At 40.5% G+C, this 18,487-nt stretch carries 13 protein-coding genes; all 13 read left to right on the top strand.

The genetic code is table 11. The features are described from left to right. Positions 1–34: 34 nt before the first annotated feature. The 13 genes from ACNAN0_RS11210 (at position 35) to ACNAN0_RS11150 (ending at position 18,473) form a co-directional block, all read left to right on the top strand. On the top strand, positions 35–1,048 hold the full coding sequence (locus ACNAN0_RS11210) for a DUF916 and DUF3324 domain-containing protein (protein ID WP_230914173.1): 1,014 nt from the start codon (positions 35–37) through the stop codon (positions 1,046–1,048). Then, the gene (locus ACNAN0_RS11205) at positions 1,048–2,082 is read left to right on the top strand and encodes a WxL protein peptidoglycan domain-containing protein (protein WP_416353318.1); all 1,035 of its coding nucleotides are present in this window, start codon (positions 1,048–1,050) and stop codon (positions 2,080–2,082) included. The genes ACNAN0_RS11210 and ACNAN0_RS11205 overlap by 1 nt, the downstream gene beginning before the upstream one ends. Before the next feature lie 314 nt (positions 2,083–2,396). Continuing rightward, positions 2,397–6,599, top strand: coding sequence for a hypothetical protein (locus tag ACNAN0_RS11200; RefSeq protein ID WP_416353317.1), 4,203 nt, complete (start codon positions 2,397–2,399; stop codon positions 6,597–6,599). A gap of 184 nt (positions 6,600–6,783) precedes the next feature. Continuing rightward, complete coding sequence (gene alsS / locus ACNAN0_RS11195; protein ID WP_230914170.1) at positions 6,784–8,469, top strand: acetolactate synthase AlsS; 1,686 nt, start codon at positions 6,784–6,786, stop codon at positions 8,467–8,469. 253 nt (positions 8,470–8,722) lie between these two features. Beyond that, positions 8,723–9,433, top strand: a complete 711-nt coding sequence (budA, locus tag ACNAN0_RS11190) for an acetolactate decarboxylase (protein WP_230914169.1) — start codon at positions 8,723–8,725, stop codon at positions 9,431–9,433. A 401-nt stretch (positions 9,434–9,834) separates the two neighbouring features. Next, a complete protein-coding gene (locus ACNAN0_RS11185) occupies positions 9,835–10,923 on the top strand; it encodes a DUF916 and DUF3324 domain-containing protein (RefSeq protein ID WP_230914184.1) in 1,089 nt (362 codons plus the stop codon). 127 nt (positions 10,924–11,050) lie between these two features. After that, complete coding sequence (locus ACNAN0_RS11180) at positions 11,051–11,875, top strand: WxL domain-containing protein (RefSeq protein WP_416353316.1); 825 nt, start codon at positions 11,051–11,053, stop codon at positions 11,873–11,875. A 50-nt stretch (positions 11,876–11,925) separates the two neighbouring features. Continuing rightward, positions 11,926–12,990: a DUF916 and DUF3324 domain-containing protein gene (locus ACNAN0_RS11175; protein WP_230914167.1), complete on the top strand. Its 1,065-nt coding sequence runs from the start codon at positions 11,926–11,928 to the stop codon at positions 12,988–12,990. Positions 12,991–13,091: 101 nt separating this feature from the next. Beyond that, positions 13,092–13,952, top strand: coding sequence for a WxL domain-containing protein (locus tag ACNAN0_RS11170; RefSeq protein ID WP_230914166.1), 861 nt, complete (start codon positions 13,092–13,094; stop codon positions 13,950–13,952). Between the two features lie 13 nt (positions 13,953–13,965). Further along, a complete protein-coding gene (locus tag ACNAN0_RS11165; RefSeq protein WP_230914165.1) occupies positions 13,966–15,051 on the top strand; it encodes a DUF916 and DUF3324 domain-containing protein in 1,086 nt (361 codons plus the stop codon). Between the two features lie 266 nt (positions 15,052–15,317). Further along, positions 15,318–16,169 (top strand): WxL domain-containing protein, encoded by an 852-nt coding sequence (locus ACNAN0_RS11160; RefSeq protein ID WP_230914164.1) that lies wholly within the window; start codon positions 15,318–15,320, stop codon positions 16,167–16,169. Between the two features lie 94 nt (positions 16,170–16,263). Then, a complete protein-coding gene (locus ACNAN0_RS11155; RefSeq protein WP_416353315.1) occupies positions 16,264–17,316 on the top strand; it encodes a DUF916 and DUF3324 domain-containing protein in 1,053 nt (350 codons plus the stop codon). A 23-nt stretch (positions 17,317–17,339) separates the two neighbouring features. Beyond that, positions 17,340–18,473: a hypothetical protein gene (locus ACNAN0_RS11150; RefSeq protein ID WP_230914162.1), complete on the top strand. Its 1,134-nt coding sequence runs from the start codon at positions 17,340–17,342 to the stop codon at positions 18,471–18,473. Positions 18,474–18,487: the final 14 nt, after the last annotated feature.

The raw sequence follows: 18,487 nt of genomic DNA, 5'->3' as shown, positions 1-18,487 counted from the left end.
AATTTCGAAAGTTATATTTATTTTTGTAATTGGTATGGCTACGTATCTGTTGTTGCCACAGAATAAAATTGAGGCGGCAAATACGGATTTTGTAGTAACACCAGAGGCACCACAGTCACAATTACCAAATAGTGAAGGCATATTTAATTTATATCTCCAACCAGGACAAACTGAAGATTTGAATCTTCGAGTTGAAAATAAAGCGGATAAAGCACGAACGATGTTTGCACAATTGAATACTGGTTATACGAACGATAACGGAACATCTGTGTTCGACTCTGCTAAAATACCCAAAGAGCCGACATTAAAGTATAATCTGAAAAATCAACTAGCAATTGGCAAAACGAATTTACGTGTAAAAATGAAGGCACACCAAAGTGGTTATATTTCATTTAAGATTAAAGCACCAGATCAGCCCTTTAATGGTGAGATTTATGGTGGTGTCACTGCCACAATTTATAACGCAAATACCAATGTCACTGACAACGGCACATTATTAAGAAATAATTATCAATATGCGATTCCAATTTATTTAACTAATGTGCAAAATATTTCTGGTGTACAACCCGATATTAAATTAGGCACGATTAAGCCTGGTATTAATAGTGGCGATCCTGCCGTTCTTGTTCAAACAAGAAATGTGAAACCAAAATATTTGAGAACGATGGATGTTAAGGCCAAAATAACAAAGAAGGGCGAGTCTAAGGTTCTTCATCGCCAAAACCAAAAAAATGTTAGCATGGCACCTAACTCTACCTTTAACTATGCAATTGGGTGGGGCAAGAATCGAATTGAACCAGGACAATATCACTTGAGTTGGACTGGTCAAAGTCAAGGTGTTAAGACTTGGCACTTTGAACGTGACTTTACAATTTCTAATGATCAAGCAAGCAGAATCAACAACTTAGCGGGCTTTAAACCTAATTATTTGTGGTTATGGATTTTATTAGCTGTTCTATTAGTTATACTACTGTTGGTTTTGGGTATCTGGCTGGGTAGAAGAAATTCTAAAAGCAAGAATGCAGGTAATCGTCGGAGACAAAGATAATGAAAATCAATCAATACCTCGCTTTAAAGAGAATTCTCACTATTAATATTTTGGGCTTCTTGTTGATGTTGGGTATCTTGATTATTAATCCGACTCAGACTTACGCAGATATAAGTAGTCTGACAGTTACGCCCTTAATTGAAAACAGTGATGTAACAAACAAATTTCAGCTGATTGTAAAACCGGGTGAAAGTCGTGTTTTGAAATTTTCTATTACAAACTTTGATAACAGTTCACAGACAGTAACTATTCAGCCTACTAATGCTACAACGTCAAGTACAGGACAGATTATCTACGAACGACCTGTCCCAAGAGGGGAAAACGATTTAAAGTATTCATTTGCCGGGGATATTGCTGATGCTCGTAATCAAAAAACAATAAAAATCAAGTCACAAGAAACAAAAGATATTGCCTTAAGAATCAATATTCCCAACGAACGTTTTTCCGGATTGATTCTCGGCGGCTATAGATTTTTTGAGGGTGGAGACTCAAGTCAGGCTGTTTCAGTTCCGGTATACATTACTGAGACAAATAAAGCAGTAGGTGGCGTTTTAATACTTAAGGGACTTTCAGCAGCTGCAACTAATCAACAACCGTATCTTTATGCTAATTTATCAAATAATCAGCCTGGGCTCATGAAAAATGTATCTGTGCATATGACAGTTGAAAGAAAAGGAATTGCTGAATTCTTCCATCTTGGGTTGAAACCACTTCAAGCGGACCAAGAGTACAAGAATATTGCACCAAATTCAACAGTTCCAGTCGCATTTAATCAGAAACAGACGCCGATTAAAGCGGGCACATATGTTGTCAATGGTAGTGCAACCAGTGGGAAGACCCACTGGAAATTTAGTGGAAAGTACCATATTAGTAAGCAGCAGGCTGATAAAGTTAACAAATCTTCTCGTAATTTGATTTATGATAAAACATGGATTTTCTTGTTAGTTATTTTGGGTGTAGTTTTATTAATTGTCATTATACTGACTAGTTTACATTTTCAATCGAAAAAAGCTGCAAGAGGAAATTCTAAATAATTAAAAATCTTATTGAAGGTAAACATGGATTTTGAAGTGCCCCATAATTGTTAGACAAATACTCTAACGATTGTGGGGCACTTTTGGAATACGGTTAAAATAAAACTGTTCGCAAAAAATAAGTGGTATCTTGAATTAGATGGAAGAGAGCTCTAAAATAATTCGCTAAAGTTTATTAATCTAGCTCTACTACTCAGATATTTGGTTTCTAAATAGAGAAAAATAGTTATTGGAATGTGACACGAAAATAGTAAATGATGGTTTATAATATAATTGATTATTGGTAACTAATAAATTTATTAGGAGGAAGTATGATGTCAGATAAATCTGGGGAAAAGATTAACATAGCGAAGCTAAAGAATAGAGCCATATATATAGGCGTAGCAACAACCACTTTAGCTATAGCTGTTTTTGGGGAATTTTTCAATTCGAGCACGGCCAAAGTTCATGCAGATACAAATAATGACAATGGAACTACTTCTAAGTCAAAAACACAGACGGTAAGCCAGAGCGTTGATACACAGGAGAATCTTCACATAAGTACAAGTAATGAGGACAGTAGCGCCACAAAAAGTTTAGAAAATTCTAACACAACTACAAATCAGTCTGAATCTGTAGGACAAATAGTAACAATGAGTAGCACTGGTCATTCTCAAGAAAATAATGAGGTGGATAATAAAACCAATACTCAGCCAAATTCAAATCAGGCTGTTAAAACTTATGAGGGTAACCCACTAACTGAGAACAGTAGTTCTAGCAATTATGACGATTCAACTAATAAAATTCAGAATGATGTTGCAGATGATAGGATATCTTCCACTGCTTCTGATACTCAGGGTGCGGCTGCTGATGCTTCTACTTTAAGATCTGATCAAAGTCAGGATCAGGGTAATGATACGAATACCAACAAATCAGTAAACACCAATAATAATAATAAGGAAAAAGCATCTCTTATTGAAAAGACGAGCAATGAAAATAGTTCTGAAAAATTAAATGAAATATCGAAAGATAATCAAAATAGCGGTGATATACAGAAAGATAATGTAATTGATCATAAGGATACATCTGTAGATGATAGTAACAAAAATGATGCCAGCACTGCGAAAAATAAAATGCAAAGTGATGTTACCAAAAAACTGATAACTCAGCAGCAAAAAAATATCCAAAATTCAGTAGAAGTAACTATGGTTGACAAGAACACAGGGGAGAGCCTGGGCAGTACGTTTAATTTAAAGCCAGGGGAACGACTACCAAGTATTGTTAAGGGTGGGATTGTGTATTTACCTGTTGGTTATATTTATGGTTCTGGAGACGATAGTAATGGCCGTACTGTAACTTCTTCAGGATATATCCTTTTAGAGCTCATCAACGGCTATGGCATTGAAAATGATATTCTTCGGCCAAAGTTAACAAGTTCGGACATTGATATATTAAAACAAAGGGCAGGTTCTGCTGACAGTGTTTCTATGTCATATATTGCCGTGAATACAGTGCCCGTTACCTCAGATAACTTCCTGCCATATACACCGAGGGGCTCGAATAATTATAAACCCGTCTGTGGCAATGGGGCTGTGGTAGCAAATAATCCATCAGTTGGCGTTGATATTACCCATGCACAAAGTGTTTATCGGGATGCTACAACAAATCAGTTACAGAGTAGTAATATGGAGTTTGGCTACACTGATAAAAACACAGCCGTTACGCCTGATACAGATACTGATTACAATTCGCCGGCAGATTGGTATGACGCCAATTTTCTACCATCTAATAATGCTAATTGGTATTACACTGGAAATAACGATCCATTCCCATACCCTAACTATCCTAGAGTAACTAGACTGTTAGTGGGTATTAATAGTTATAATGATAATAAGAAAATAGTTACTTTTACAACACAAACAATTAGTAATCCCAACGACACAACTATAAATAGTTTAGTGAAAAGTCAACCGTACGAAACGAATAATAATGGATTACTTATTGATAAAAACGGGAATATTCTTCGCTTTCGGGTTGAAAACGCAACCGGCAAGGTATATACCGACCAGTCAACAAATGGAAATTATGTTATTCAAGATTTAGGCAATAATTCGTATAAACCAAGCGAAGCTGAATTTAATGAAGGTAAAATCGAGTCAAGATATTATACACACCCTGATTGGGTAACCGATGTTACGTATGATTCAACCTCACAGAAATACGGTATAAAGGTTGATAGTGACTTATTACAACAAGAACTTAGAGCTGGCAAAATTCATAGTGATGATGTATTTACGATTAGTTATTTTGCTAGGGGGGCACTCAACCATGATGTAAACTTTAAACTCTATAGTCCCATAGATTTTAACTATGCCATTAACGGTGTCAATATTGGAGAAATTGGTCAAAATGGTTCCGGTAAGACTTATGTAAGTATTGGTTCCAATATATTTGATGGGATAAATAGTCTAAATGGTCAAGACAAAATGTCGGATAATCAAAAATCTAGTGTTGATGGTCTTAACATAAGGGACGTTCATTTGAGTGGTAATATTAGCATTAAAGGTGATACAGAAGCACTTCCGGCTGATGGAACCAAAATAGTACCAAGTAGCAATGGACAAGAGCGATTGTTAAATTCAGTTGTTGGTCTTGGAACAAATAGCATCACTTTTAATTATGCATCTCAGTCTGAGCAGTCCGCATCGCAGAATTGGACAATTGATACTTCAACAAATGTATCAACAGGAAGTACAATAGGTGTCGATGGAGATACCGCTGCTTTTGATGCAACGACAAACGGTGCGGCTGGAGCGAATACATTAAGTGATGCACAAGTTCAAGAGGGCTTGTCTGATTTAGGATTAGATGTCTGGAGTCATGTAGTTGACAACGACAAGTTAGAACAGAAAGGCTTGAAGCATCTAACCTATGACGCCACGACTAAGAAGTTGACAGCTACTTTTGACAAAGATCATGCCCAGCCAAATTACAATATCGAAATTAAATTCGCAGGTAATCAGACATATACAGTCAACTTAACATTACAAGGTAAAGTGGAACAACACGTTTATGTCAATGGTAGCGATAAAGGACAGCTTGATTCCGATACTGAAAAACTCGGACAGGACTTCACAGTCTTAACAGGTGCTGGTGCTACGACTGAAGCGGAATCGAAGAATATTCATGTAGAGGGATTATATTTTGCAAATATATCAAATGGTAATAATCAGATTACAGGTGGTAGCACAGTTAAATTTATCTGGGGTACTCAAATCCTGAATTATAATTTCACTGATGTGCAGGGCCAATACACAGGTTCAATAGATACTGGCTATTCAGACTTTATCGATGGTCAAATTGTTATAGATCCCTATGATCGTGATTCATATAAATATGATAACTGGACAGAAGGCGTAGTTGATGGCAATGATGATAAAAATATTAATTTCAGCTCTGTTCAGTATAGCTCTAATCAAACCAATGGAATGACAGTGACTGAGTTAAACAATGTTTTGAATTCGATGAAAAATGATGGTCGAGGTACTGTTCTTTATGATAGTAACGCGACTGAGCAATCTGAATATGTTGACGTTAAACCTGCAGGGGTTAAAACCATTGCCGTTAACAAAGATGGTCTTATTGTGGTTCAGTATGACTTGAATAATGCTGCGACACAGTTAGCTAATGGCAGTGAGTTTCTCATTAAATTAGATGATGGACATGAACTCAATGTTAAGTTAAATTTCGATGTCAGAGTTTCCCGTCAGATAAAAGTTGATGACACTCAGACGGTCGTTAAGAATGAACTTGTTCCGTTAGGCTCTAAGACCTATGTACAAGATCATAGTGATTTTGAAGCAGGTCTGTCAGACGCGGTAAAGCCAAAAATTGCCGGTACTGATTTTGAAAAGGTTATTAGCGGAGCAAATGAGAACTTAGCTGAGGCTTCTAGTGTAGGTGCTAATTGGGGACAAAATGATATTATCTATGTTTACAAAACTAGTGATATTCCAGACCAATCTAGCAATCCGAACGCTCCCAATAACCCTGTTATTCCAACAAATCCAGACAATCCTGACACACCTAACAATCCAACACCAGATCAACCAGCAGAGCCTGAGCCTGAAACCAAACCCAACGCGGAAAATTCAAGTACGCCGGAAGTTCCAAGTCCAAAACCAAATCCTGGAAATCCGGCAACACCGCAAAAACAGCAACTAGAAAATCCAACGGGTACATCAAATCAAAATGTTGCAACGCCTCAAGGCAGTCAAACTGCTGGACAGGTACAGTTGAGTAACACACCTACACAGCCAACAACCGGAACACCAGGATTAAATCAAGTTGCTGAACAAGTTGTTGGTAACAATTCAACAAATCCGACATCTAAAGCTCAACCAGAAGTTGGCAAGCAATTACCACAAACTGGCGACAATAAGCAACAAGGGACAGCTTTGTCTATGATTGGTGGGACTTTAGCAGCCTTGTCAGTATTATTCGGTAAGGGTAAGTTGAAGAAGAAAGACGACGATTAGAATCCGTACGATAAAAAGAATGGTTAAAGCCATTCTTTTTTATTTTTGCAAAATAACACAATATGAAACAGATACTAAATTGATTTAACAATCATTGTGATTAAAATAATTTGTGATTTTGGCTTGAAATATAACAGGAAAGTAGTATTATTTGAAACAGATTAATTCATTGAAGGAGACTGTTATGGCTAAAAAAAAAGATTACCGCGGCGCCGATGCGATCGTGGATAGCTTGAAGAATCACGACGTTGAATATGTATTTGGGATTCCGGGTGCTAAGGTGGACCGCGTTTTTGAAGCTTTAGAACATTCAGATGATCCTAAAACGCCTAAGCTGATTGTGACTCGGCATGAACAAAATGCAGCTTTCATGGCAGCAGGTATCGGCCGAATCTCTGGCAAACCTGGCGTAGTCATGACCACTTCTGGACCAGGGGCATCTAATTTAGCAACTGGTTTGGTTACGGCTACAGCTGAAGGCGATCCAATGTTAGCCATTTCTGGTCAAGTACCCCGGGCCGACTTATTGCGTTTGACCCACCAAAGTATTCGGAGTGCGGCTTTATTTGAACCAATCACCAAATACAGTGCGGAAGTTCAAGAGCCAGAGAACGTTTCCGAAGTAATTGCCAATGCTTGGCAAGAAGCCAGTTCTTCTAAGCAAGGTGCCAGCTTCATCAGTGTCCCTGGTGATGTGGTCAATGCACCTGTCAACAACAAACCAATCGCACCGCGACAGGAGCCAACTTTGGGCCCTGCCAGTCCGGCTGAAACAACTTTATTAGCTCAAGAAATTAAAAGCGCTAAGTTACCGGTATTATTGGTTGGCATGCGTGCTTCTTCGCCCGAGGTAACCCAGGCTATCCGCAATATTTTAGACGTCACTGATTTACCTGTTGTTGAGACTTTCCAAGGTGCCGGCGTCATTTCCCGTGAATTTGAAGATAAGAACTTCTATGGTCGGGTCGGTTTATTCCGGAACCAACCTGGGGATCAATTGTTGAAACGCAGTGACTTAGTTATTGCCATTGGTTACGATCCCATCGAATATGAACCCCGCAACTGGAACGCTGAGCGTGACGCTCGCATCATTGTGATTGACGATGCACCGGCACAAATCGATCATAATTTTGAACCTGAAAAAGAATTGGTTGGCGATATCGCTCAAACTTTAGATTTCTTATTACCATATTTGCGTGGTTACGAAATCGATGGCGACGCGCATAAATATCTGGGTGAGTTACGTAAGAAATTACAAAATCGGGATATTCCCCCTAAGGTTGATGCAAATACGGTTGAAAGTCATCCGCTGGCAATCGTTCAATCATTACAAAACCACGTAACTGACGATATGACAGTAACCGTGGATGTGGGTTCTTTCTATATCTGGATGGCCCGCCATTTCAGAAGTTATGAACCAAGACATCTCCTGTTCAGTAATGGGGCGCAAACCCTTGGCGTAGCTTTACCATGGGCGATTTCTGCTGCCTTGTTACGGCCAGAAGCCAAAGTTGTTTCTGTTGCTGGTGATGGTGGCTTCTTGTTCTCCAGTCAAGAATTGGAAACAGCCGTGCGGTTAGGCTTAAACATCGTTCAGATCATTTGGAATGATAATGGCCACTATGATATGGTCAAATTCCAAGAAGAATTGAAGTACGGCCAATCTGCCGGTGTTGATTTTGGCCCGATCGACTTTGTGAAATACGCTGAAAGCTTTGGTGCTACCGGCTTGCGCGTAAACAAAGCAGCTGATTTAGATGCTGTCATGGACCAAGCCTTCAAGACACCAGGTGTCGTGGTCGTTGATGTACCCGTGGATTATTCTGGCAATAAAGAACTAGGTAAGACCTTGTTACCAGATCAACTATAATCAAAGAACAGAATGAGACGAAAGGCGGTCAGCGACCGAGCACTAACAAGAATCGCGACAAATGGTGGTTCTGCCATTTAAGCGATACGTCGTTAGGAGAGGGCGTTGCCTTTCGGGACACGTTTAAAGTGAAATCGGACTTAACTCAAAAATGTGGCTGAAAACAGAATGTTCGTTTTGTTTCAGCCACGTTTTGCTAAAATGAAAGAAACGCTATAATAAGAATTGAAAATATGTTTGTGAGGCGTAATGAATGGATAAAGAAGATGTATTATATCAACATGGTACTTTAGCATTGTTGGTTCCTGGCCTATTTAGCGGGACGTTGCCTGTTGGGGAATTGCTCAAGCATGGGGATTATGGGATTGGTTCCGTGGAAGCCTTGGACGGTGAATTGATCGTCGTTGATGGTAAGCCGTACCTAGCAAAGAGTACGGGTGACGTTTTAGAAGTCTCTGATGATGAGTTAGTCCCATTTGCCAACGTACATTATGATCGACCAACGGATAAATATGACCGCGAAAATATCTCTCAGAGCGACCTAGAAAAAGAAATTCTAGCCAATCATGACTATCATAATTTGTTCTTTGCCGTTAAAATTACTGGGACCTTCAAGAAGATGCAAACACGCGCCTTTATTGGTCAGCGGCCTTACCCAACGTTAGCGCAGTTAGCTGACAATCAGCGGACCTTTGAAGCTGATAATATCGATGGTACCGTCGTAGGTTACTTTACCCCGGAATTGTATCAAGGTATTGGCAGCGCCGGTTTTCATGTTCATTTTTTGAGTGATAATCATAAATTTGGTGGGCATATCCTTGGCTTTGAATTGGCTAAGGGCACAGTGACATTACAAACTTTCACGGATCTAGATTTACATTTGCCAACTCATGACTCGACTTTCCGCCGCCATGAGTTTGATTATGATGGCATGGACTCAGCCATCCGCGGCGCCGAAGGTTAAGCACAGAGCGCGACAAAAGGCGGTCAGCGACCGAGCACTAACAAGCATTACGATAAATGGTGGGTTTTCCATTTGAGTAATGTGATGTTAGGAGAGGGCGTTGCCTTTTGGCGCGCGTTTAATATAGGATGTACATGAAGGCGGTCAGCGACCGAGCACTAACATATAAAATTCAACCCCCAAAAGTTAGACTTAAAATCTAATTTTTGAGGGTTTTTGTCTGAATAGGTTTGCCGGTTTCATTAAAATAAAGAAAAACTTTCTGAAATTAATGCTTGTCAGAAAATTTTATCTGTATAATGATAGATGAAACTTAACTTACCATGAGGAGCTCGTTGTATATAATGACAAGAAGGATCAGGATACTGCTAATTAGTTTACTGAGCCTGATAGCTGTGTTCATGTTATCAAGTTCGAATGTGTCGGCCGCAGATAGTTCACAAAGTAGTTCAAGCAGTTCAAGTGAGCGGCAGAAGTCGAGTTTTACGGTTCAAGCTATTATTCCCGATGAACAGCAGAACAAAGACCTCGGTTATTTTGACTTAACCGCTAAACCTAATTCGGAACACACACTAGGTTTACGGATCTTTAACACAGGTGTGCGGCAACTGAATGTTAGCGTTGAACTGAACAATGCATACACGTCTGATGGTGGCGTGGTGGCCTATGATCGGCATAACCAAAAACTAATCGATCCTACAACGAAATCGATGGCGGATTTGGTTGAAAATAAACGGCAACAGACGGTCAAACTGGCACCAGGAGAACTAAAGACGGTCAATTTCAAAGTGAAAGCACCAGCTGAGCGATACAAAGGTATGATTTTGGGCGCCGTGGTAGCCAGCGCCAAAGTAGATCCTACCAAGTCGGAATCAGTCACGATCAATAATCGAATTTCTTATAATATTGGGGTCGTTCTCCGCCAAGATGACACGGATGTGAAGCCAAGTATTCTAGTTGGTCGGGCCACGCCGGGTATTCGTCAATTGCAGAAAGGTATTTTATTACCGCTACATAATCGAGCCGCGATGAATGCTTCTCGGATGGCGATTAATGCGAAGATCTATCACAGTGGGCAAGTAATTAAGACGATTAATCGAGCCAATATGCAGATGGCACCTTTTTCAAAGTTCACTTATTTCTTGCCCGTAAAATTAAAAGCTGGAAACTACCGTATCAAGGGGAGTATTATCCCAACGAATGGTGGTCAGCAAGACTTTGATCAGCGCTTTACAGTTACTAAAGCTGAGGCTAAGCGCTCGGCTATACCAAAAGCAGCCCGTCAATCCAGTAATTTAGGTTGGATCATCTTGTTAATTGTGTTGGGCATTATTTTGATTGCTGTGATTTGGATCGCAATATACTTCTTTGCGGTGCAGTCTGGTAAGGAAAAACGTCAAGTTTGGCAACAAAGACGGCAAAAACAGCGCCATTCATCTCGGGAAGATAAGGCAAATGATTCACGGTCAACTCGAAATAAGCGGCACTAAAGGATAAAAATGGTTATGAACTGCAAAAAAATATAATATTTCAATGCAAAATTGAATTATTTAAATGTGAATAATTTATTATACTATTTATAGATTTGAAGTTAGGATTTAAGGGGAGAGAAGACATATGAAAATCAAGTATTTAGGTGCGGCAGCAGTTGCACTTTTAGCTGGGGCAACAATTGCACAAGGCGCTCAGATAGCTCAAGCAGCTGATGCGGCAACTCCAGAGGGTTCAGCACTACAAGGTGTCCAAGGCGTTAGTGCTGGTCAAGATGGTGGTGCTGAGAAAGCTGGTAGATCTGCGGTAACAGATACGGAACATGCTTCTGGTCAAAGTTCTGTTGGGGTTGGGTTCAAGGTGAGTGATCAAGGTGGCCTAACTTTAAACTTCGTACCAAATTTTGACTTTGGTACAAACCATGATATGGGGACTGGCTCTGAAACACTGAATTTATTTAGTAAAGGTGCACCAACCACGAAAGACGAGCCTGGACGTGTGCTTGCAGTGACTGATTTCCGTGGGGCAACTGATGCAAAAAATGGGTATACTGTTCAGGTTTCTATGGGTAAGTTTTATAAAGTTAAAGATAGCGACAATACACTAGATAAAAGTACACCTTATCTAAATGGAGCCACGTTGACTCTGGGAGATGCTAACGGTGCTACACCTATTAAAGGTGGGGTATTGACAGAAAATGGTATAGATAACTACGGTACATCATCAGTGCCAAAGCCTGCGACACTAACAACTAAGCAAGTAAAATTACAACAAAACGACGCACTTCAAGCTATAATGACGAGTGCGAAGAGCGAAACTCCTGCCGTTGGTACTTGGGCAGTAGACTTTAGTGATAAGAATTCTGCTGAATTAGACGTGCCGGCAGCTGTTCAAGATCACGGTAAATTCGTTGCTCAATTGAATTGGGATCTCGGAAGTGCAACAAATTAATGTCATTTAAGCATCTAAATGATAAAAAAATAGCTAGGGAGTTTGCTCTCTTGCTATTTTTTTCCGTGCTGATGTTAGGCGTCAGCTTTAATCCCAAAAAAGTACAGGCTGTTCAAGTGCCAGATATCCCAGTTTCCGTTGAACCGGTCTATCCGGATATTCAAAAAGAAACGTCGAGTGAATACTTTAATTTTAGTGTTAAGCCTGGGGATGTCGTGCCGACCAATTTAAAGTTAGTAAATACCAGCGATAAATCAGTGGTCCTTAGAATTCAACCAGTGCCAGCCACAACCACGCCAACTGGGGATATTGATTATTCACCGCATAAAGGTACTGTGGATGGCAGTTTAAAATATAACTTCGCTAAATTAGGACCAACCGCTGAAAAAATAACATTAAAGCCTAAGGAAACGCGGATCATTGATCAGAAAGTATCCTTACAGCCGGACATGAAATTTAAGGGCATGATTTTAGGTGGTTTTTATATTTGGTCGCCTTCGGTCAATGCGTCGGCTCAAAAAGCAGCGATTAAACGTCATAAAACTGGCGTCTACAATACGTTTGGCATGTATATCGGCGTAACGATGCATGTGGGCGATGACAGTAGTGTCTTTCCCGACTTTAGGTTGCGTACGGTCAAGCCGTCGATTCAAGGTGCTGAGCCAGTAGTTTTGGCAAACTTACAGAATTTTAAACCTCAAGCAGTCACCAACAAATCAATGACGATTAAGGCCAAAGTTTACCATCGTGGTGGGCAGTCGGTTGTCAAAGAAACAGGTAATCTGAAGTTTAGTTTTGCGCCGAACTCTAATACGGATATTCCGATTAGTTGGGGTAAGAGTCGCATGGCGCCTGGAAAATATACTTTAAAAATGACGGCTAAGACTGGTCTGCGGACTTGGCATTTTACGCGGAATTTTACCATCACACCACAACAATCCGCAGCAGCAAATAAATTGCTGCCAAAGACTAGAAGTTACTTGTGGTTATGGATTCTATTAGTGGCGGTTGTTGTGCTTTTAGCGATTGCCAGTATGGCCTATCTATACCGTCGAGGTATTAATAAAGGGCGCAACCAAACTGGTGGTCGGAGTCACAGTCATCGTCATAGATAGAATTTGAATAAGAAAACTTACAGAAAATGAATTTATTGTAACTAGATATTTGCTATAATAGACATAATAATTGATAAAGAGAGTAACGTGGGGGGAAAAATATGAAACGCACAGCATACACATTTGCAGCTATATTGCTAGCAACAGCTTCATTGGGGTCAGCAACAACAGCCTTTGCGGCAGGTAATCCAGATCAAGCGCTATCTAATGTAGCAACTAAAGGTCAAGAGAACGGGGCAGAATTAGCACCAAACGGTACCGTTACAGATACTAAGAATGGTTCTGGTTCAAGTTACATTGGTATTGGTTTCAAGCCAGGCAATTTGACTTTAAACATGGTGCCGAACTTTGATTTTGGTGGTAACAATGATTTTATGAAGAGTACATCATTTGATTTACACGCAGCAGGCATTGATTTCGGAGCTGGTAAATCAGATAGCACTGGTGCACACTCACCGCGAGCTGCCATTGTTACGGATGCTAGAGGTAATACTGACGACCGGACAGGGTGGAATTTGAAGGCTAAATTTGAAGGCCTTTTGACTGATGATAGTAATAAAGCGTTGGGTAAAGCAAGCTCTGATGGGAATGCGGCCCCAATCTTAGTTTTGCATACTAAAAAAGCAATCGTTCAGGCTGGAACTTTTGATGATAATGGCGGTGCCTTTGGGGATCTTTTGAACCCTGGTGCTGCACAGACCGATCCAGCTAAACCATTGTACACAGGTAGTGCACCTAATCTAGTCGGTGATGGAAATAACGATGTATCGATTTATTCAAATAAAAATACAGATGGCGATTATGTACCTGTCTGGAGTGCTGATAAGACTCAAGGGCTTCGCTCTTGGGGTATGAACTTCAAAGATAAAGATACAGCGACATTGAAGATTCCAACAAGTCAACAAGATATCGGTGTGTTCCACGCAAAATTGAACTGGTCTTTAGGTAATGGACCACAGTAATGGAGGCAGTTTTTTGAAACAGAATTTGATGGCAAGGTGCTTTGGCATCTTGCTTTTTTTGGTAAGTGGTTTCTTCTTTGGCTCGAAGCAGCCCGTACAGGCGGTTCAAGTTGGGAATATTCCCGTAGATGTACAGACGGTATTACCGCCGCAACAAAGCAGCCAAGTTAAAGATTATTTTGATATTGCACCGGAACAGGGTCAGACGACAACAATTGGGTTGAAATTGGAGAACCTATCCAAGCAAAAACAAAGTCTGCGTATCCGGGTGGCCAATGGCTCCACCACCTTTCAGGGTGAATTAGAGTATGCACCCAATGCAGGTGTTAAAGACCATTCACTGAAATACCCTTTGAATAAGTTGGTCAATCCTAGCAGCCAAAAGGTTGAACTGGCCCCTAGAGAAACTAGAACGGTTAATTTTACGGTTCAGACACCGGCCGCACCATATAATGGCATTGTTTTGGGGTCTTTATTTATTGATTCACCACGGACTGAAAAATCAGCGGTAGCTAAGGCTAAAAAGTCAAAAGTGGAAATTGTCAATACTTATTCCATGTATCTTGCCGTAGTTCTGAGACTCAATAATTGGACGCAAGTACAACCCGATTTTCAGTTAAATACAGTGGCACCAGCACTAATTCTAAACAATCCTGGAATACAAGCTAATTTACAGAACTTTAAGCCAGCAATGATCAACAACAAAGAATTGAAGATCAAGGCTTATGTGACTCGGCGAAATAGCACTAAGAAAATTAAGTTGCATAATTTAGATGCCAGCTTTGCACCAAATTCAACGCTACGTTACCCCGTTTCTTGGGGCAAGTCACAGATGGTGCCTGGTAATTATACGCTTTATATGAACATGGTTTATCATGACCAACAGTGGCATTTGAAACGGAACTTTACGATCACAGCTAAAGTTGCCAACAAGTTAAACCAAGCCAACCAAGCACGGCCAAATTATACCTGGCTATGGATCTTATTAGCTGTGCTGTTTGTTATTTTGCTGACAGTATTTATCACTTACATTTATAAACGTGGTCAACGCCAGGGTGCTGCTAAAGCAAATCGTGGGCGTTCGCGGCGAAAACGATAGCAGCAAGAGTGTGACAAAAGGCGCTCAGCGACTGAGCGCTAACAAGAATTACGACAAATGGTGGGTTTTCCATTTGAGTGATTCGTCGTTAGGTGAAAACGTTGCTTTTTGGAACACGTTTAAAAGCAAATTGTTCATACGCAGGCAGAGATTGGGTAATCACCCAAAATTAGAAAAAAATCTTATGCATTCTTGGCATTAGTAAAGCCTACGTTATAGGTATAATATAAACGTATAATATTGTAGATATTTGGGAGGAATGAAAAATGAAACAAACGACAAAAATGGGCGCCAGCCTATCAGCAGCATTACTATTATTAGGTATTGCTGGACAATTTGGCACGGTTAACGCCGCAACAACAACGACAATTGAACCAGCCTTAAAGGGTGTGCCAGGCGTTAGTTCCAATCAAGAAAGTGGGTCTGAAATTGATGCGACCCATATCACGAATACACCAGATGCTAACGACCACAAAAATGATAAGGGTACTGGCTGGTCCACTGCTGGGATCGGTTTTGCACCCGGTAACTTGACATTGAACCAAGTTCCAAACTTTGACTTTGGGAAGGCCTTTACGATTCATAGTGGCCAAATTGATTTCAATATGCAGACTGATGCTAAGCCACTAACACGTTCTCTAGTGGTAACCGATCAAAGAAGTGATAAGGGTGGGCCTTGGGTCATAACTGCACAATTAGAAGACTTTAAGAAGTTGGATAATGACAATAAACAAACTTCAACAACAATGGGTAGTACAGATGCCACTCACGCTACTTTGACGCTGACTGGTAGTGCCGATAATACGGGCAAAGGAGCATATTTGGTACCGGGATTGTGGAATGAAAATGCTGCAGCCGGTACAACTAAGTATACGACTGACCCAAATGGCGATGCTCGGACGAATAAACCTGAGCAACTGGGAACGATTGCGCTAGCAGCAAATGCCAATAAAGCTACGAATCTTTGGCAAGCAAATGCTGATAACGGTTCCGGTACTTGGGGCCTTGATTTCAGTAAGGCAACAAGTGCAACTTTGAATGTGCCAGACAGTCTACAAAAACAGGGCGACTGGACAGCAAAGATTAATTGGACTTTACAAAATGGATCAGTTAACTAATATTGATTAGATAGGGGATTTATTCCGGATGCATTTACGCACACGAGCAATTCGAGTTAGAGTGATTTATAGTGTTCTGAGCCTGCTTACTTGCTTGTTCACGATAGGCATTGTGACGAATCGGGTTCAAGCCGCTGACGATGGTATCGGCTTTCAGGTAAAGGCGGTACCACCAGCTCAACAAGAGGATCAGAACAGTAATTACTTTAAGCTGAATCTTGCACCGGGACAAAGTACCCAGATGAGTGTTGATGTTTTAAATGAAACCAATCAAGCTCAGAGCTTTAGAGTTCGACCAATTGTCGCTGTGACTAATGATCAGGGGGCAATTATATATACGGATACGAGTAAAAGCCGAGATTCATCACTGAAGCTGGATTTTTCGAAATTGGGTCCGGAGACAAAAGTGTTCAAAGTTCCTGCTGGTCGAATAGGTCGTTATACAACCGATGTCACAGTTCCAAATCAACCGTTCAATGGCATGGTTTTAGGCGGTTTTTTTGTTGATTCACCATCATTGAATCAAACGGCTGAACGGCAGAAGCGTTCGAAGAATTCATTACAATTGACCAACCAGTATGGTTTTGCCATTGGGGCTCAATTGAACGTTGGGAATGTTGCAGCAGTAAAACCAGATTTGCGGTTACAAGTGGTTCACCCAACAGTCTTGGACCAAAAAGGTGCCGTGCAAGGTGTGGTGCAAAATTTCAAGGCAAATGCGATTCAAAGTCATCGGTTGAACATGCATGCCCGAGTTTACAAACGGGGCTCAAATAAAGTGTTGCATAGTAATCGGGTTAGCAACATGAGCTTTGCGCCTAACTCACATTTGAATGTACCTGTGTCTTGGGGTAATGACCCAATGGCAGCTGGAGATTATACGATGAAGATTACTGCCGTCTTAGGTGACAAAGGTGCTCGTGATTATCGTGTTTGGCATTTAACTCGGAACTTTACGATCACACCATCGCAAGCTAAGCGGGCCAATCAAAATCCAAATCTTAAAAAGAATTATTTATGGCTAATTATTTTGCTGATCATTTTGCTAGTCCTATTAGTTGTTATCCTGTTAGTATATGTTTACAAACGTGGCAAACGGGCAAATAATGGTCAGTCATCAACACAAAGCCGTACACGGAAGCGGTAAATCAATTGAAGGGAGGGGATTGAATGAAACTAATGCATAAGAGTTTCTTAGCTAGCTTAAGTGCCATATTTTTGGGATTAAGCACGGCTACCCTTTTCTCTTTTTCAAATGTTCAAGCCACAGCAACCACAAAAATTTTAGATGATACTAGTGTTGAGACTGCGGCACCTGGCAATACCATTGCCAGTGATGCGCCAACTGATGCAACCGCAACTGGTACGTCACAAGCAGCCATTGGCTTTAAAGAAGGCGGTATGCAGGTCTTCGCACCAAATTTTGGTTTTGCTGACCTGCCGTTAATGGCAACAGATACAACATATTTAAATTCAGATACGGTTAATAAAGAAAAAATACAGTCACCGGCTACTAGCAAGTATCGCTTGCTGACGGTTAACGATTATACGGCAGCTAAAGACTGGAATGTGTCGGTAGCAGTTGGCCAATTCAGAAAGTTTGATAAGAATGCTGGTACTCTAGATAATTCTAAGGTTCTTAAGGTTTCATCATTATCAATGGATTTAAGTCAGACGCGTTTATACCATGGAACACCATTAACTACAGATGATTTTGGCACTACTGATCCCAATCGCATTGAGTGGACTCGTGCCTATCAATATGATAATCAAGATCAACCAATAACAGACAATGGCAAAATTAAAGGCACAAATGATGTGCCCTTAAACAAGGCGCCTTGGCAGTTTGAAGATACATCTGATGCGCCTAGCGTTCATAATGTGTCAATTACACCATTTGATGATAGTGATGCAACGGCTACGGATGTGCATAATTTTAGTGAAGCCGAGCGTGAGCCAGATGCCTATTATCCTGACTGGACGAAAGATGCGCATGGAGATTATACTCAACATGATTATACACAGGTAGAGAAAGAGAAACATGAATCTATTCTGAAAAGATTTAACGGTACAGCCACTAAAGGCCTAAATGGCGATGCCTTCCGAAATAACTTTAAAATTATTTGGGGGTCAGATCCAGCAACAACAAATGAAGGTCAAGACCATTATTATGGCAAAGGTTGGTGGGCTTTGGATTTTCATTCAAAGACGGCTGCAGAATTACATGTACCTACTGATAGTCAGGTCGAAGGCACATACAAAGCAACGATGTACTGGGTATTGAGCAGTGCACCAATTGCATAGACAATATTAAGGTC

The organism is Agrilactobacillus fermenti (assembly GCF_047943045.1).
Taxonomy (GTDB): domain Bacteria; phylum Bacillota; class Bacilli; order Lactobacillales; family Lactobacillaceae; genus Agrilactobacillus; species Agrilactobacillus fermenti.
The sequence above is the reverse complement of the archived record's forward strand: the minus strand, read 5'-3'. Positions and strand labels throughout refer to the sequence as shown.

Coding starts and splice junctions, on each gene's coding strand:
- ACNAN0_RS11210 (WP_230914173.1), top strand. CDS start 35: ATGGCTACGTATCTGTTGTTGCCACAGAATAAAATTGAGGCGGCAAAT.
- ACNAN0_RS11205 (WP_416353318.1), top strand. CDS start 1,048: ATGAAAATCAATCAATACCTCGCTTTAAAGAGAATTCTCACTATTAAT.
- ACNAN0_RS11200 (WP_416353317.1), top strand. CDS start 2,397: ATGTCAGATAAATCTGGGGAAAAGATTAACATAGCGAAGCTAAAGAAT.
- alsS (WP_230914170.1), top strand. CDS start 6,784: ATGGCTAAAAAAAAAGATTACCGCGGCGCCGATGCGATCGTGGATAGC.
- budA (WP_230914169.1), top strand. CDS start 8,723: ATGGATAAAGAAGATGTATTATATCAACATGGTACTTTAGCATTGTTG.
- ACNAN0_RS11185 (WP_230914184.1), top strand. CDS start 9,835: ATGTTATCAAGTTCGAATGTGTCGGCCGCAGATAGTTCACAAAGTAGT.
- ACNAN0_RS11180 (WP_416353316.1), top strand. CDS start 11,051: ATGAAAATCAAGTATTTAGGTGCGGCAGCAGTTGCACTTTTAGCTGGG.
- ACNAN0_RS11170 (WP_230914166.1), top strand. CDS start 13,092: ATGAAACGCACAGCATACACATTTGCAGCTATATTGCTAGCAACAGCT.
- ACNAN0_RS11160 (WP_230914164.1), top strand. CDS start 15,318: ATGAAACAAACGACAAAAATGGGCGCCAGCCTATCAGCAGCATTACTA.
- ACNAN0_RS11150 (WP_230914162.1), top strand. CDS start 17,340: ATGAAACTAATGCATAAGAGTTTCTTAGCTAGCTTAAGTGCCATATTT.